The following is a 17354-nucleotide window of genomic DNA, read 5'->3' as shown; positions in this document are numbered from 1 at the left end:
ATAATTTTTAGTATGACTAGAGAAGAAAAATCAATCGCGATTGAAGATTTAACTGCGCAGTTAGCTGGTACAAATATTATTTATGTATCTGATATTTCTGGATTAAATGCAGAAACAACTTCAAACTTGAGAAGAGCTTGTTTTAAAGCAGGTATTAAATTAGAAGTTGTAAAAAACACTTTGCTTGCAAAAGCAATGGAAGCTTCTGCTAATGACTATGGTGATTTACCTTCAGTATTGACTGGTAACAGCGCTATCTTTATTTCAGACGTTGCAAATGCACCTGGAAAAATAATCAAAGATTTCAGAAAAAAATCAGCTAAACCTTTGTTAAAAGGAGCTTATATCAATTCTGAAATTTACATTGGAGATGATCAATTAGATGCGTTAGCAACTATTAAATCTAAAGAAGAACTTCTTGGAGAGCTTATCGGATTGTTACAATCACCAGCTCAAAGAATTATTTCTGCACTTCAAAACAAATTTGCTGGAGAAGAAGCAGCAACTGAAGAAGCATAATACAAAAGACAGCTACTGTCTCTTGTGTTGATAAATTCGCACACACAAATAAATTATAATTTTACAAATCATTTTAAACGATAGAAAAAATGGCAGATTTGAAACAATTCGCAGAACAATTAGTTAACCTAACAGTTAAAGAAGTTAACGAATTAGCAACAATATTAAAAGACGAGTATGGTATCGAGCCTGCTGCTGCAGCGGTTGTAGTTGCTGCTAACGGTGGAGAAGGTGCTGCTGAAGAAGCACAAACTGAATTTACAGTAGTATTAAAAGAAGCTGGAGCTTCTAAATTAGCTGTTGTAAAATTAGTTAAAGAACTTACAGGTTTAGGTCTTAAAGAAGCTAAAGATGTAGTTGACGGTGCTCCAAGTAACGTTAAAGAAGGTGTTTCTAAAGAAGAGGCTGAAGGTCTTAAAAAATCATTAGAAGAAGCTGGAGCTGTAGTTGAACTTAAATAAGTTTACTCGGTTTTAAGAACTAGGTTTAGGTCTTGAGTCAAAACTCAATGGCCTAAACCATTTTTCGTATAATAAAATATAGCATGTTTTATTATCAAATAGTTTAAAATACGAAAAAGTTTTTGATCAATACGAAGAAAAAAAATTAAGCCTTATTTTCTTGGTTTATTTTTAAAGATGTATTGATTACAATAAGAAAGTATACATTAAACAATGTGTTTTTACACAAAAAACTACTTTTTTTTAATCAAAATTTTGTTCATTGATGATAACAAATCAGACTGAAAGATTGAATTTTGCCTCTACAAAAAATATTCCTGACTATCCGGATTTTCTAGATGTTCAGGTTAAATCCTTTAAAGATTTTTTTCAATTAGAAACTAAATCTGACGAGAGAGGCAACGAAGGGTTGTACAACACCTTCATGGAAAACTTTCCAATCACAGATACAAGAAATAACTTTGTATTGGAGTTCCTGGATTATTTTGTAGACCCGCCACGTTATACAATTCAAGAATGTATAGAGAGAGGACTTACTTATAGTGTGCCTTTAAAAGCCAGGTTAAAACTATACTGTACAGACCCGGAACACGAAGATTTTGAAACTATTGTACAAGATGTTTATCTTGGAACAATTCCTTACATGACGCCAAGTGGTACCTTTGTAATTAATGGTGCTGAGCGTGTTGTAGTATCTCAACTACACCGTTCTCCTGGGGTTTTCTTTGGACAATCATTCCATGCAAATGGAACAAAATTATATTCTGCCAGAGTAATTCCTTTTAAAGGTTCTTGGATAGAATTTTCTACAGATATCAACAGCGTTATGTACGCATATATCGATAGAAAGAAAAAATTACCGGTTACAACTTTATTCCGTGCAATCGGATTCGAAAGAGATAAGGATATCCTTGAAATTTTCGACCTTGCTGAAGAAATTAAAGTTTCTAAAACAGGTATCAAAAAGTATATTGGAAGAAGACTTGCTGCACGTGTATTAAATACATGGCATGAGGATTTCGTTGATGAAGATACCGGTGAGGTAGTTTCTATCGAGCGTAACGAAATCATCCTTGATCGTGATACTATTATCGACAAAGATAATGTGGAAGAGATCATCGATTCTAACGTTAAATCTATTTTGTTACACAAAGAGGATAATAACCAAGCAGATTATGCTATTATCCACAATACATTACAAAAAGATCCAACAAACTCTGAAAAAGAAGCTGTAGAGCACATTTACCGTCAGTTGCGTAACGCTGAACCGCCTGATGAGGAAACGGCTCGTGGTATTATAGATAAATTGTTCTTCTCTGATCAACGTTACAACTTAGGTGAGGTAGGTCGTTACAGAATGAACAAAAAACTTGGTTTAGATATCCCGATGGAAAAGCAAGTGCTTACCAAAGAAGATATCATTACCATTGTAAAATATTTGATCGAATTGATCAACTCTAAAGCAGAGATTGATGATATTGATCACTTATCTAACCGTCGTGTTAGAACAGTTGGAGAACAATTGTCTCAACAATTCGGTGTAGGTTTAGCACGTATGGCTAGAACTATTAGAGAGCGTATGAACGTTAGAGATAACGAGGTGTTTACACCAATTGATTTGATTAATGCTAAAACATTATCATCAGTTATCAACTCTTTCTTTGGAACAAACCAGTTGTCTCAATTTATGGATCAAACGAATCCATTAGCTGAGATTACACACAAGAGAAGATTATCTGCACTTGGACCAGGTGGACTTTCGAGAGAGAGAGCTGGTTTCGAGGTTCGTGACGTTCACTATACACACTATGGTCGTTTATGTCCGATTGAAACTCCAGAGGGACCAAACATTGGTTTGATTTCATCTCTTGGTGTTTATGCAAAAGTTAACGGAATGGGTTTCATCGAAACTCCTTACCGTAAAGTTACTGAAGGTGTAGTTGATTTGGAAAGTACTCCTATTTATTTGAGTGCTGAAGAAGAAGAAGGAAAAATGATTGCTCAGGCAAACATTGAAATGGATGCTACAGGTAAAATTACAGCGAGCAATGTTATTGCGCGTGAGGAAGGTGACTTCCCGGTTGTTGAGCCATCAGCAGTACATTATACAGACGTTGCTCCTAACCAGATTGCTTCGATTTCGGCTTCATTGATTCCTTTCTTGGAACATGATGATGCGAATAGAGCCTTGATGGGATCTAACATGATGCGTCAGGCGGTTCCTTTGATCCGTCCGGAAGCACCAATCGTTGGTACAGGTTTAGAGCGTCAGGTAGCTTCAGATTCCAGAGTATTAATTAATGCTGAAGGAGATGGAACTGTAGAATATGTTGATGCTAATATCATTACTATCAAATACGACCGTACTGAAGATGAAAGAATGGTTAGTTTTGATGCTGATGAGAAAACATACAACTTAATTAAATTTAGAAAAACCAATCAAGGTACAAGTATTAACCTGAAACCAATCGTAAGAAAAGGAGACAGAGTTAGTCTTGGTCAAGTATTATCAGAAGGATATGCTACTCAAAATGGTGAATTAGCTTTAGGTAGAAACTTAAAAGTTGCGTTCATGCCATGGAAAGGGTATAACTTTGAGGATGCGATTGTAATTTCTGAAAAAGTAGTTCGTGATGATATTTTTACTTCTATCCACGTTGATGATTATTCATTAGAGGTTAGAGATACTAAGTTAGGAAATGAAGAGTTAACAAACGATATTCCTAACGTTTCTGAAGAAGCTACTAAAGATTTAGATGAAAACGGTATGATCAGAATTGGAGCAGAGGTTAAACCTGGCGACATTTTGATCGGAAAAATTACACCAAAAGGAGAATCAGATCCAACTCCGGAAGAGAAATTGCTTCGTGCAATCTTCGGGGATAAAGCGGGTGATGTAAAAGATGCTTCATTAAAAGCTTCTCCATCTTTACACGGTGTAGTTCTTGACAAAAAATTATTTGCAAGAGCCGTAAAAGATAAACGTAAACGTACTCAGGATAAAGATGCTTTAGGCGCTTTAGAAATGGAATTTGAAACTAAATTTGTTGAATTAAAAGACAGATTGGTTGAAAAATTATTCTTGATCGTTAACGGAAAAACATCTCAAGGTGTAATGAATGATTTGGGTGAAGAAGTTTTACCAAAAGGTAAAAAATATACTCAAAAAATGCTTTACGCAGTAGAAGATTTTGCTCACTTAAGCAAAGGTCAATGGGTTGCTGATGATGCTACAAATAAAATGGTGAATGATTTAATTCATAACTATAAAATTAAGCTAAACGACTTACAAGGATCTTTAAGAAGAGAGAAATTTACGATCACAGTTGGAGATGAATTACCATCTGGAATCTTGAAATTAGCTAAGATTTACATTGCTAAAAAACGTAAATTGAAAGTTGGGGATAAAATGGCAGGACGTCACGGTAACAAAGGTATTGTTGCAAGAATCGTTCGTCATGAAGATATGCCTTTCCTTGAAGACGGAACACCGGTAGATATCGTATTGAATCCACTTGGGGTACCTTCACGTATGAACATTGGTCAGATTTATGAAACTGTTCTTGGATGGGCCGGTATGAACTTGGGTAGAAAATTTGCTACTCCAATTTTTGACGGTGCTTCTTTAGATCAAATTAATGAATTAACTGATGAAGCTGGAGTTCCACGTTTCGGACATACACACCTTTATGATGGTGGTACTGGAGAGCGTTTCCATCAAGCAGCGACTGTGGGTGTAATTTACATGCTTAAATTAGGACACATGGTTGATGATAAGATGCACGCACGTTCTATCGGACCATACTCATTGATTACGCAACAACCTCTTGGAGGTAAGGCGCAATTCGGAGGTCAGCGTTTTGGAGAGATGGAGGTTTGGGCACTTGAAGCTTATGGAGCATCAAGTACACTTAGAGAAATCTTAACTGTTAAATCGGATGACGTTATTGGTAGAGCTAAAACTTACGAAGCTATCGTTAAGGGAGAGTCTATGCCAGAACCAGGTTTACCAGAATCATTCAACGTATTGATGCACGAATTAAAAGGTCTTGGACTAGATATTCGTTTAGAAGAATAAATAAGTTTTCAGTCGCAGTCTCAGTATTCAGTTCAACACTGAAAACTGAGACTGTAGCTGTTTACTAAAATTAAAGTTTTTAGGATTTATACCCGTAAACCGTTCCGATTTTTTATAAAACTGAATATGTTTTATATCTAGCGCTTCAAAATTTAAAGGTTTGAAGTTTAGAGAAGTAACCCGAGGTAGTGTTAACAGTCATAAAGTCAGCAGTGGCTTTCGACTTAAACAAAAATCAATTTTTAATTGCAAATAAATCAATAGTAAAAACTATGATGAATAATAGAAACAATAATAAAGATAAAAATCCGGTAAAAAGATTTAATAAAATCTCTATTGGATTAGCTTCACCTGAATCTATCTTGAAAGAATCAAGAGGAGAGGTTTTAAAGCCAGAAACAATCAACTACAGAACGCACAAACCTGAAAGAGACGGACTTTTCTGCGAAAGAATCTTCGGACCTGTTAAGGATTTTGAGTGTGCTTGTGGTAAATATAAAAGAATTCGTTACAAAGGGATCATCTGTGACCGTTGTGGTGTTGAAGTTACTGAGAAAAAAGTACGTCGTGACAGAGTAGGACACATCAACCTTGTTGTGCCAATCGCTCACATCTGGTATTTCCGTTCTCTTCCAAACAAAATTGGTTATATCCTTGGTCTTCCATCTAAGAAATTAGATATGATCATTTACTACGAAAGATACGTAGTAATTCAAGCTGGTATTGCTAAAAATGCAGATGGAGAATCCTTACAAAGATTAGATTTCTTAACGGAAGAAGAATATTTGAATATTTTAGATACTCTTCCACAAGAAAATCTATACTTAGATGATATGGATCCTAATAAATTTGTTGCCAAAATGGGAGCAGAATGTATTATGGATTTATTAGCGCGTATTGACTTAGATGAGTTATCTTACCAACTAAGACACAGTGCTAACAACGAAACATCTAAACAACGTAAAACTGAAGCATTAAAAAGATTACAAGTTGTTGAGTCTTTCCGTGAGTCTAACTTAAACCGCGAAAACCGTCCGGAATGGATGATTATGAAAGTGGTTCCTGTTATTCCACCAGAATTACGTCCGCTTGTGCCACTTGATGGAGGTCGTTTTGCAACTTCAGATTTAAATGATTTATACCGTCGTGTAATCATCCGTAACAACCGTTTGAAAAGATTAATGGAGATTAAAGCTCCTGAAGTGATCTTAAGAAACGAAAAACGTATGTTACAAGAATCTGTAGATTCATTATTTGATAACACTCGTAAAGCTTCTGCTGTTAAAACAGAATCTAACAGACCATTAAAATCATTATCAGATTCATTAAAAGGTAAACAAGGACGTTTCCGTCAAAACCTTTTAGGAAAACGTGTGGATTATTCTGCTCGTTCGGTAATTGTTGTTGGTCCTGAATTAAAATTATTCGAATGCGGATTGCCAAAAGATATGGCAGCTGAATTATACAAACCTTTCGTTATCCGTAAATTGATTGAAAGAGGTATTGTTAAAACAGTAAAATCGGCTAAGAAAATCATAGACAAAAAAGAGCCGGTAGTTTGGGATATCCTTGAAAATGTAATTAAAGGACACCCGGTATTACTTAACCGTGCTCCTACGTTGCACAGACTTGGTATCCAGGCTTTCCAACCAAAATTAATTGAAGGAAAAGCAATCCAGTTACACCCGTTAGTATGTACGGCATTTAACGCGGATTTTGATGGGGATCAGATGGCAGTTCACTTGCCATTAGGACCAGAGGCTATTTTAGAGGCACAATTATTAATGTTGGCTTCTCACAATATTCTTAACCCTGCAAATGGTGCTCCAATTACGGTACCTTCTCAGGATATGGTCTTGGGTCTATATTATATGACCAAAGAACGTATCTCTACACCAGAACACATTATTTTAGGTCAAGACTTAACATTCTATTCTGCTGAAGAAGTAAATATTGCATTAAACGAAGGAAGATTAGAATTGAATGCTCGTGTAAGAATTAGAGCAAAAGATTTTAATGAGGCTGGAGAATTGGTGTATAAAATTATCCAAACAACTGCAGGACGTGTATTATTTAACGAAGTAGTACCGGAAGCAGCAGGATATATCAATGACGTATTGACTAAGAAAAACCTTAGAGATATTATCGGACACATTTTAAGTGTGACGAATGTACCTACTACAGCAGCTTTCTTGGACAATATGAAAGACATGGGGTATAAATTCGCATTTAGAGGAGGTTTATCATTCTCTTTAGGTGATATTAGAATTCCAGAACAAAAAACAAAATTAATTGCAGATGCCAGAGAGCAAGTTGAAGGTATTTCTGTAAATTATAACATGGGTCTTATCACGAATAACGAGCGTTACAACCAAGTTATTGACGTATGGACTTCTGCGAATGCACAGCTTACAGAATTAGCAATGAAAAATATTAGAGAAGACCAACAAGGTTTCAACTCTGTATATATGATGCTTGACTCTGGAGCGAGGGGTTCTAAGGAGCAGATTCGTCAGTTAACAGGTATGCGTGGTTTGATGGCTAAGCCTAAAAAATCTACTGCCGGTGGTGGTGAGATTATTGAAAACCCGATTCTTTCTAACTTTAAGGAAGGACTTTCGATCCTTGAGTACTTCATTTCTACTCACGGTGCTCGTAAAGGACTTGCGGATACGGCTCTTAAAACGGCTGATGCCGGATACTTAACAAGAAGACTTCATGACGTTTCTCAAGATGTTATTGTAAACATCGAAGATTGTGGAACTTTAAGAGGTGTTGAAGTATCTGCTTTGAAGAAAAATGAGGAAATTGTTGAATCTTTAGGAGAAAGAATTTTAGGACGTGTTGCGTTGCAAGATGTTATTAATCCTCTTACTAATGAAGTAATTGTTCAATCAGGTCAACAAATCACTGAAGCAATTATGAAGGTTATCGAAGCTTCTCCTATTGAAAGAGTAGAAGTTAGATCTCCATTAACTTGTGAGGCTTTAAAAGGTATTTGTGCGAAATGTTACGGTAGAAACTTAGCTACCGGTAAGATGACACAAAGAGGTGAAGCAGTTGGAGTTATTGCAGCTCAATCTATTGGTGAGCCAGGTACACAGTTAACACTTCGTACGTTCCACGTTGGAGGGGTTGCAGGAGGTATTTCTGAAGAATCTAGTATTGTTACAAGATTCAACGGTAGACTTGAGATTGAAGATTTAAAAACAGTTAAAGGAGAAGACAGCGAAGGTAATGCAGTTGATATCGTGGTATCACGTTCAACAGAATTAAAATTAGTTGACGAGAAAACCGGAATCGTTTTAAATACACATAATATTCCTTACGGATCTAGTATTTTCGTTAAGGATGGTGAAGTAGTTACTAAAGGATCTGTGATCTGTAAGTGGGATCCATATAATGGTGTAATTGTTTCTGAATTTACAGGTAAGATTGCTTACGAAGATTTAGAGCAAGGACAATCGTTCATGGTTGAAATCGATGAGCAGACAGGTTTCCAGGAAAAAGTAATTTCTGAAGCAAGAAATAAAAAATTAATCCCAACTTTATTGGTTTACGGTAAAGAAGGTGAATTGATTCGTTCGTATAACTTACCAGTAGGGGCACACTTAATGGTTGAGAACGGTGAGAAAATTAAAGCAGGTAAAGTATTGGTAAAAATCCCACGTCGTTCTTCTAAAGCAGGCGATATTACAGGAGGTCTTCCAAGAATTACCGAGTTGCTTGAGGCTCGTAACCCTTCTAACCCAGCAGTTGTTTCTGAAATTGACGGTGTTGTTTCTTTTGGAAAAATCAAAAGAGGTAACCGTGAAATTGTTATCGAATCTAAATTTGGTGAGATTAAAAAGTATTTAGTTAAACTTTCAAGCCAAATTTTAGTACAAGAAAATGACTTCGTAAGAGCAGGAGTACCATTGTCTGACGGTGCAATTACACCGGACGATATTTTAAGAATTCAAGGACCGGCTGCTGTTCAACAGTACTTGGTAAATGAAATTCAAGAGGTATACCGTTTACAAGGGGTAAAAATTAATGACAAGCACTTTGAGGTAGTTATTCGTCAAATGATGCGTAAAGTAAGAGTTCAAGATCCAGGAGATACTTTATTCTTAGAAGATCAATTAATTCACACTAAAGACTTTATCGTTCAAAATGATAAATTATACGGTATGAAAGTAGTTGAAGATTCAGGAGATTCTGCTGTATTGAAACCAGGTCAGATTATTACACCTCGTGATTTACGTGATGAAAATTCATTGTTGAAACGAAATGATAAAAATCTGGTTATAGCCAGAGACGTAATTACTGCAACTGCAACGCCAGTTTTACAAGGTATTACAAGAGCTTCGCTACAAACTAAATCATTCATCTCTGCTGCTTCTTTCCAAGAAACAACAAAAGTGCTTAACGAAGCTGCAGTAGCTGGTAAAGTAGATGATTTAGAAGGATTGAAAGAAAATGTAATTGTTGGACACAGAATCCCTGCCGGAACCGGTATGAGAGAATACGATAACACTATCGTTGGTTCTAAAGACGATTACAATGAAATGATGGCTAATAAAGAAGAATATATTTATTAATTTAGGACACTATGAGTAATTCGAAACAACAACAAGAGCAAATTAATATTGAGTTAGACGAAACAATTGCGGAGGGAATTTATTCTAATCTTGCGATTATAAATCACTCTTCATCAGAGTTTGTTTTAGATTTTGTGAGCATTATGCCCGGTATTCCTAAAGCCAAGGTAAAGTCAAGAATTGTATTGACACCACAACATGCTAAAAGATTATTAAAAGCAATTGGTGAAAATATTCATCGATTTGAAGCAGCCCACGGCGAGATCAAAGAGACGGAACAAGCACCAATACCGCTTAATTTTGGTCCTGCGGGACAAGCATAAATTTTAAAAGCCCCAGAAATGGGGCTTTTTTTATGGAAATAAATGAACGCTACAGAGACGGGTAGTTTAACTGATTTTCATTACGTTCATCGAGTATATTTCGTGTTATGATTCTATTGTTTTAATTTGCAACATCTAATAAAAGGATTTATTTTTAGAATATAGAAACTAATAAAGGTTGGTTTAATTCAAATTTAAAAAAAAGCGCTGATTTTTTAATTAGCGCTTTTTTTATGCCGTATTTGTTGTGAAAATTTTTTGCGTTTGATTTTCTAATCGTAAAACGCGCAAAGTTTTTTTTGCACGCAGATTTAGCAGATTAGGCGGATCTTATTTGCCCTTTATAAAAAATCTGCGCAATCTGCTAAATCTGCGTGTAAAAAAATTGGGGACAGAATTAAAAAAGGAGTTGTAATGCTATAATTAGACTTTACGAATCTTGCCCTTTACTTTGCGATTAAAAAATTAAACGGAAGACTTTTAAAGATTTTCTTTTGCACGCAGATTAGGCAGATCTATTTTCTTGTTGTAAAAAATCTGCGCAATCTGCCAAATCTGCGAGAAAAAAAAAGTTATAGAATTAAAAAAGAAGTGGTAATGCTATAAATTAGACTTTGCGAGCCTTGCCCTTTACTTTGCGATTAAAAAATTAACAGTAAGACTCGTAAAGATTTTCTTTTGCACACAGATTAGACTGATCTATTTTCTTGTTGTAAAAAATCTGCACAATCTGTTAAATCTGCGAGCAAAAAAATTAGTTATAGAATTAAAAAAGGAGTCGTAATGCTATAATTAAACTTTGCGAATCTTGCCGTATAATCACCTCCGGTTTTGGCAAACCTAATACGATTTCTGAAAATTAAAAAAATATTTCACGCTCTTCCCAACCTTTTTAGCAAAAATGTACTCTATATAAATAAGTGGTTATTCATGAACCGCTTTAATCTAAAAATGTAGTGTATGAAAAAGAAATTCACCTTAGAAATAGCAAGTCCTTGTTCTGAAAATTTTGATAAAATGACAGTTAATTCAAACGGTTCATTTTGTGATTCTTGTATGAAAAATGTAATTGATTTGAGTGCCAAAACAAATTCAGAAGTGGCTAAATTCATTGCAGGAAATAAAGATAAAAATATTTGTGCGCGACTAAAAACGACTCAGTTAGAAGAAGAATTTGAACACAATGAGATTTCTAGAATCAATACTTTAAGATATGCTGCCGTAGCAGCATCAGTTTTGTTGACGTCAAATCTGGTGGCGCAAGAAAAAACACCAGTTGCAACCGAAGTGAGTTGTCCAAAGCCTAATGTTCTTATAATGGGTGCAGTAGTCTCAAACCAAGTTGTTGAAAAAGAAGTTTCAATATTGGTGAAAGGAAAACTAATCGAAACAAAAACAAACAAACCTTTTGATGGTAAAACCTACCCGAATTTGATGCTTAGCATTAATGGTTATGAAAGTGTAGTGAAAATAAATCCAAAAACAGGGGAGTTTTCTGTTCCGATGCGCGTTTTAAAAACGGACAAAACGCTTGAGATTGTTTTAAAAGGAGACGATTATTATCTTTCAAAAGCGATACCTTTTACTTTTAGTTCGGTTAAGAATAAGGTTTTGTTGCAGGACATTAGTATAGCTGCAGAGGAACTTTCCAGAATTTATATTGCCGGAGGATTAGGGATTAATTATTCAAATAAGAGATAAATAAAAGCGGGGGCAATTACTTTTAACACATGGAGGCATAGTCGGTAAGGCTTAAAAGAGGTGTTTTGCTACTACTATAATTCATAAGACTTTGGGGGGAATTGTGATTTTCTTGAAACGCCTTAGTAGGTTCTTTTGTAGCTATGTTTCTGTGCGTTAAGTAGTATTTTTTTTTTAATTACAATAAAGGGGTTATTATTATTCAGGTTTTTATGAAGAAAAAAAGGCAGTCTAAAAATTTTAGACTGCCTTTTTGTTTTTTCGTAACTCGATTAAGGATTACTCAAATTCAGAGGTGAAAAATAATTTTACACTTGGGTATTTATTTTGTGTCATTTGAATTGTAAAGTCAGAATCGGCTAAAAACACCAATTGACCGTACTTATCATGTGCTAAGAATTTTTGCTTGATACGCTTAAATTCTTTGAATTCATTATTTTTAGCATCATCAGGTTTTACCCAACATGCCTTGTGTACAGGGAAGTTTTCATAGGTACATTTTGCACCGTATTCGTGTTCTAAACGGTATTGAATTACTTCATATTGAAGCGCTCCAACGGTTCCGATTACTTTACGATTGTTCATTTCTAAAGTAAACAACTGGGCAACCCCTTCGTCCATTAACTGATCAATTCCTTTATCAAGCTGTTTGGCTTTCATCGGATCAGCATTATTAATGTATCTGAAGTGTTCCGGAGAGAAACTTGGAATTCCTTTGAAACTCATGATTTCACCTTCTGTCAAAGTATCACCAATTTTAAAGTTTCCGGTATCGTGTAAACCTACGATATCTCCTGGGTAGGAAATGTCTACAATTTCTTTTTTCTCAGCAAAAAATGCATTTGGACTTGAGAATTTTAAGTTTTTCTTCTGACGAACGTGGTAATATGGTTTGTTTCTTTCGAAAGTACCAGAAACGATTTTAATGAATGCCAGACGATCACGGTGTTTCGGATCCATATTAGCGTGGATTTTAAACACAAATCCTGTCATTTTTTCTTCTTTCGGATCAACCAAACGCGTTTCAGAATCTTTTGCTCTTGGAGACGGTGCAATGGCAACAAAACAATCTAAAAGTTCACGAACTCCAAAATTATTTAAGGCAGAACCAAAAAACACCGGTTGGATTTTTCCGTCTAAATAATCCTGACGGTCAAATTTAGGATATACTTCGTCTATTAATTCTAATTCTTCACGGAGTCTGTCAGCAGGTTTCTGACCAATAATTTTTTCTAATTCCGGATTTTGAACATCTGAGAAAGCAATGGTTTCCTCAATATTTTTACGGCTGTCTCCACTAAAAATATTAATGTTTTGTTCCCATAAATTATAGATTCCTTGAAAATCGTACCCCATTCCGATTGGAAAACTTAAAGGAGTAACCTTCAAACCTAATTTTTGCTCTACCTCATCCATCAAATCAAAGGCATCTTTACCCTCACGATCTAATTTATTGATGAAAACAATCATCGGAATGTTTCGCATTCTACAAACAGCAACTAATTTCTCCGTTTGTTCCTCGACCCCTTTTGCAACATCGATTACAACAATAACACTGTCAACAGCGGTTAAAGTTCTAAAAGTATCTTCTGCAAAATCCTTGTGACCAGGGGTATCAAGAATGTTGATTTTTTTGTCTTTATAGTTAAAAGCAAGGACAGATGTTGAAACCGAAATACCTCTTTGGCGTTCGATTTCCATGAAATCACTCGTTGCTCCTTTTTTAATTTTATTGTTTTTTACAGCACCAGCCTCTTGAATAGCCCCTCCAAACAATAGTAATTTTTCTGTTAAAGTGGTCTTACCGGCATCGGGATGCGATATAATTCCAAACGTTCTTCTGCGTTGTATTTCTTTTAAAAAGCTCATATTTCGTATAAATAGGTTGCAAAAGTACTATTAATTACGGCTTAATAAAAATATTCACTTCTTAAATTGGAACTCTTTGTCGTTTAAAATAAAAGTTTTGCAGAATAAACAAGGCTGTTTTTTTAGAACAGCCTTGTTTGTTATTGTTAACCCATTGGGAGTACTTATTTTTACCACATAGAGACCTAGTTTATAAAGCTCAAAAAAAGACGTTTCATTCAAAATAAATCATATAAGACTATGTGAAAAAAATATGATTTTCTTGAAACGTTTCAATTTAAAAAATTAAAATCTATGTTTCTAGGTGTTAAAAAAGTTGTAGCTGAATTACATCCAACTGGTTTATTATTATTGATTAATTGACCAAACGGTATATCCTTTAGGCGGACATTGGATTTTTACCCATTGATCTCCCTGAGTTGTCGGGTACCAAGAAGAGTTTCCTGTGAAATCTTTGATTTGAGTATTAGCCCAATTCGTCTGAATCCATCTTTCCTGCCAGGTAGTTGAATTGTTAATGTAAACAACCAGTCCCGGGTTTCCATTGTAACCGTTTCTTCTGGCGATATATTCATCATTATCCGAATATAAAATCGAAGTGTTTCCGGTGGCTTTGTTATTATGAATCCAGATAAGATTGTTTAATTTAGTTTTATCCAGCCATTCTTCATAATCCCTGTAAAAAATTGTCGGATAACCTTCATGAGTTAAAATATAAGAGTAGGCAAGTAGCTTGTTCGAAATTTCATCTGTATCGTGATTGCTGACGAAAGTAACAGCTTTATACGGATTTCTTTTCCACATCATATCATCATTCAAAAGAGCCAGATTATTTCCGTCAAAAGCATCATTCATTTTATAATAACAAGCAAAATCAAAAACAGAACTGTTGGCATTGTTGGCCCAATCATTCAGTGTATTTACGTTAGAATCCCATAATTCACCGACAGAAAATCCACCAACATTGGCATTCCAATCGCGTACGACCCAAGAACCAAAACCTTTTACATAATCAAATCTCCAGCCATCAAATTTCATGGTGTTCTTGTAATATTTACCAACTCCGTCCGCTCTAAGCCACAACCAATCCTGTACATAGGGACTTGCATGACATAAATCCGGAAAACCTCCAAATGCGCCTTCGTCATTATTGCCGTAGCTGTTTTTGTAAAAATCATTGTATGAACGTTTGAATTTTCCGGAAGCAACTCCGTTAAAGTTAGTCCAGGTATTTGTTCCGGTAAACGGATTGGCTTCAGACTGACCCCCACTATTGTGATTAATAACAATATCGGCATACACTTTCATGTTTTCGGCATGTGCTTTTGTGATCAGACTTACTAATTCTGTTTTTGATCCAAATCGGGTTTCTGTAGTTCCATTTTGATTGAAATCTCCAAAATCAAAATAATCTGTAGGGTCGTAACCCATAGAAAAAGCGCCATTTTGAGCTTTAGATGCGGGAGGTAGCCATATCGAGCCAATTCCGGCATTAGACCAGGCCGTTACTTTGCTATTTACGGTGTCCCACCAGGTTCCGCCAGCAGGAACATCCCAATAGAAGGCCTGCATCATAACACCGCCACCCGGATTGTCTACATATTTTCCGGTGCGTGTTGTTTTTGAATCTCCGGTACTAAAAGGTTTTCCATCGTGGTTTGTAACATTGATAATTTTAAATTGTTGACTTTCTGCTTTTGCATCAATTTCATTGGTCTCATTTTGCGAGCAAGAGCACAAAAACGCTGTAAGAGCCAAAAAGGAATAGATTTTCGGGATTGGTTTTTTCATAATTAAGGATTTGGTTTGGTTAGATTAATAAAGTTGTAATTGTAATTTATCGGGTCTTAAAACATAAATATTCGTAATTTTTAAGCGCAAAAATTATCAATCATCTATCTAAAGTAGGAGTTTTTTGTTCCGATTTTAATTATATGAAAATATCTATATCGCGAAAACGTTGTAGTGTTGAAAACTTTTTTTTATTTCGCTGGGAAGTAGTAGTTTATGGTTTGCTAAGGATAATTGAACGAAAGTATAATCCCATTTCATAATTTGTAATTTTTATGCTCTTTTTTGAAGGTTTTTTATCTTCAAAAACAGCACTTTAGTTGTTGGATTTAAGAGTTATCATATAATTTTTTGTTAATAGTATAGCTGATAGTTGTATTATGTAATTGAATTGTTATTTTTGTTCGTTATAAGTTATAAGAAACCAGGTGCTAATTAGGTAGTATTTCCTGAAAATTCAGGTCAGCGCTATGAGATTACTACTTGTTTTAAAAATGAAATTCTAAAGCAAGATCTTTACATTCAAATTAAATTTAAAATAATGTTATTAAAAAAATTACAGCTAAAAACAATTGATTACAGATTTGGGTTAACAATGTGTTTTTTACTTTTTTTCAACTCTATCATTTCTGCACAGGAAATAATTAAAGATGTTGTGGCTGAAAAACCAGCTGAAGTACCGTCCACGCAGAAGCGAAAAATTGATGGTATTATTGCTACTGTTGGAGATTATATTGTTTTAGATTCAGATATTGATAAAGGATTTCTGGAAATCAGTGCTCAGGGTGGTTCTGTAAAAGATATTACCAGATGCCAGATGCTAGGTAAACTGTTAGAAGATAAATTGTACGCACATCAGGCTGTTCAGGATAGTATTATCGTAAGTGATGCCGAGGTGAGAAGCATGATGGAAGAGCGTTTGACTTATATGACCCAACAAGTTGGTGACATTAATAAAGTAGTGGCTTACTATAAGAAAAACTCGGTTGAAGAGTTTAAAACTTATTTTGCTGACATCTTAAAAGAGCAAAAGTTAGCATCAGAAATGACTAAAAAGATTGTTGATGCGGTAGAAATTACACCGGAGGAGGTTCGTAATTTCTTTAAAAAAATCCCTAAAGACGAGTTGCCAACTTTTGGAGCTGAAATGGAAGTAGCACAAATTGTGATCGAACCTAAAGTTTCAGATGCCGACAAACAAAAAGTGAAAGACAAATTAAATGCAATTAGAAAAGATGTCTTAGAAGGTTCCAGTTTTGCTACTAAAGCTGTTTTGTATTCACAAGATCCAGGGTCTTCTCCAAACGGAGGTTATTACAAAATGACGAGAAAAACACCTTTTGTAAAAGAATTTAAAGATGTTGCTTTTAGTTTGCAACAAGGAGAGATTTCTGAGCCGTTTGAAACTACTTTTGGATTTCATATTATTATGATCGATAAAATTAAAGGTCAGGAAGTAGAATTAAGACATATTTTGATCTCGCCAACAGTATCTGAAGATGCTTTAAAAGAAGCTAAAGAGAAAATTACGAATATCAGAAGTAAGATCATAAACAAAGAAATTTCGTTTGCAGATGCAGCAAGAACAGAATCTGACGAAAAAGAAACAAGAGCAAACGGAGGAACATTAGTAAATCCTACTTCTCAGGATACTCGTTTTGAATTGACTAAAATGGATCCGACGTTATACAGTCAGGTTTCGAATTTAAAAGATGATGAAATTTCTCAACCGCTTTTGAATACAGACGATAAAGGTAAAAAAACATACAAATTGATTACCGTAACGAACAGAATTGATGCCCATACCGCTGATTATGCTAAAGATTACACTAAGATTAAAGAATTAGCATTAAAAGAAAAACAAATCACTGCAATTGCAAAATGGTTTGATACAAAAATTAAAGACACGTACATTAAAATTATTGGAGAATACAGAGATTGTACTTTCACAAACAATTGGTTGAAAAAATAATTTTTATTAAATAAAGAAAAAGAGTTAGTTTTATGAATTCATAGAGCTAACTCTTTT

At 34.9% G+C, this 17354-nt stretch carries 9 protein-coding genes; 7 read left to right on the top strand and 2 right to left on the bottom strand.

Translation table 11 applies throughout. The annotated features are described in order from the left end of the window. Positions 1 to 12 precede the first annotated feature (12 nt). The 6 genes from rplJ (at position 13) to AB674_RS14965 (ending at position 11665) form a co-directional block, all read left to right on the top strand. A complete protein-coding gene (rplJ, locus tag AB674_RS14990; protein WP_047777912.1) occupies positions 13 to 519 on the top strand; it encodes a 50S ribosomal protein L10 in 507 nt (168 codons plus the stop codon). Positions 520 to 608: 89 nt separating this feature from the next. Continuing rightward, positions 609 to 980, top strand: a complete 372-nt coding sequence (rplL, locus tag AB674_RS14985) for a 50S ribosomal protein L7/L12 (RefSeq protein WP_047777910.1) — start codon at positions 609 to 611, stop codon at positions 978 to 980. A 265-nt stretch (positions 981 to 1245) separates the two neighbouring features. Beyond that, complete coding sequence (gene rpoB / locus AB674_RS14980) at positions 1246 to 5058, top strand: DNA-directed RNA polymerase subunit beta (protein WP_047777909.1); 3813 nt, start codon at positions 1246 to 1248, stop codon at positions 5056 to 5058. Between the two features lie 272 nt (positions 5059 to 5330). Further along, positions 5331 to 9641: a DNA-directed RNA polymerase subunit beta' gene (gene rpoC, locus AB674_RS14975; protein ID WP_047778013.1), complete on the top strand. Its 4311-nt coding sequence runs from the start codon at positions 5331 to 5333 to the stop codon at positions 9639 to 9641. 11 nt (positions 9642 to 9652) lie between these two features. Next, the gene (locus tag AB674_RS14970) at positions 9653 to 9964 is read left to right on the top strand and encodes a DUF3467 domain-containing protein (protein ID WP_047777907.1); all 312 of its coding nucleotides are present in this window, start codon (positions 9653 to 9655) and stop codon (positions 9962 to 9964) included. Between the two features lie 960 nt (positions 9965 to 10924). After that, positions 10925 to 11665, top strand: coding sequence for a hypothetical protein (locus AB674_RS14965; RefSeq protein WP_047777905.1), 741 nt, complete (start codon positions 10925 to 10927; stop codon positions 11663 to 11665). 279 nt (positions 11666 to 11944) lie between these two features. On the opposite strand, the gene AB674_RS14960 is transcribed toward AB674_RS14965, so the two are convergent. Beyond that, the gene (locus tag AB674_RS14960; protein WP_047777904.1) at positions 11945 to 13534 is read right to left on the bottom strand and encodes a peptide chain release factor 3; all 1590 of its coding nucleotides are present in this window, start codon (positions 13532 to 13534) and stop codon (positions 11945 to 11947) included. Between the two features lie 348 nt (positions 13535 to 13882). Beyond that, entirely contained in the window at positions 13883 to 15325 is a 1443-nt protein-coding gene (locus AB674_RS14955; protein ID WP_047777902.1) for an alpha-amylase, read from the bottom strand. 541 nt (positions 15326 to 15866) lie between these two features. On the opposite strand from AB674_RS14955, the gene AB674_RS14950 reads away from it, so the two are divergent. Continuing rightward, positions 15867 to 17297 carry a peptidylprolyl isomerase gene (locus AB674_RS14950; protein ID WP_047777901.1) on the top strand — a complete coding sequence of 477 codons (1431 nt, stop codon included), beginning with the start codon at positions 15867 to 15869 and terminating at the stop codon, positions 17295 to 17297. The last annotated feature ends 57 nt before the right edge of the window (positions 17298 to 17354 follow it).

The sequence above is a fragment of the Flavobacterium sp. ABG genome (assembly GCF_001027725.1).
In the GTDB taxonomy this organism is placed as follows: domain Bacteria; phylum Bacteroidota; class Bacteroidia; order Flavobacteriales; family Flavobacteriaceae; genus Flavobacterium; species Flavobacterium cupriresistens.
Note: the sequence above shows the minus strand (reverse complement) of the source record. Positions and strands in the feature narration are given on the sequence as shown.

Excerpts from the sequence above, each read along its gene's own strand:
- AB674_RS14960 (WP_047777904.1), bottom strand. The coding sequence starts at position 13,534 with ATGAGCTTTTTAAAAGAAATACAACGCAGAAGAACGTTTGGAATTATA.
- rplJ (WP_047777912.1), top strand. The coding sequence starts at position 13 with ATGACTAGAGAAGAAAAATCAATCGCGATTGAAGATTTAACTGCGCAG.
- rpoC (WP_047778013.1), top strand. The coding sequence starts at position 5,331 with ATGATGAATAATAGAAACAATAATAAAGATAAAAATCCGGTAAAAAGA.
- AB674_RS14965 (WP_047777905.1), top strand. The coding sequence starts at position 10,925 with ATGAAAAAGAAATTCACCTTAGAAATAGCAAGTCCTTGTTCTGAAAAT.
- AB674_RS14955 (WP_047777902.1), bottom strand. The coding sequence starts at position 15,325 with ATGAAAAAACCAATCCCGAAAATCTATTCCTTTTTGGCTCTTACAGCG.
- rpoB (WP_047777909.1), top strand. The coding sequence starts at position 1,246 with ATGATAACAAATCAGACTGAAAGATTGAATTTTGCCTCTACAAAAAAT.
- rplL (WP_047777910.1), top strand. The coding sequence starts at position 609 with ATGGCAGATTTGAAACAATTCGCAGAACAATTAGTTAACCTAACAGTT.
- AB674_RS14970 (WP_047777907.1), top strand. The coding sequence starts at position 9,653 with ATGAGTAATTCGAAACAACAACAAGAGCAAATTAATATTGAGTTAGAC.
- AB674_RS14950 (WP_047777901.1), top strand. The coding sequence starts at position 15,867 with ATGTTATTAAAAAAATTACAGCTAAAAACAATTGATTACAGATTTGGG.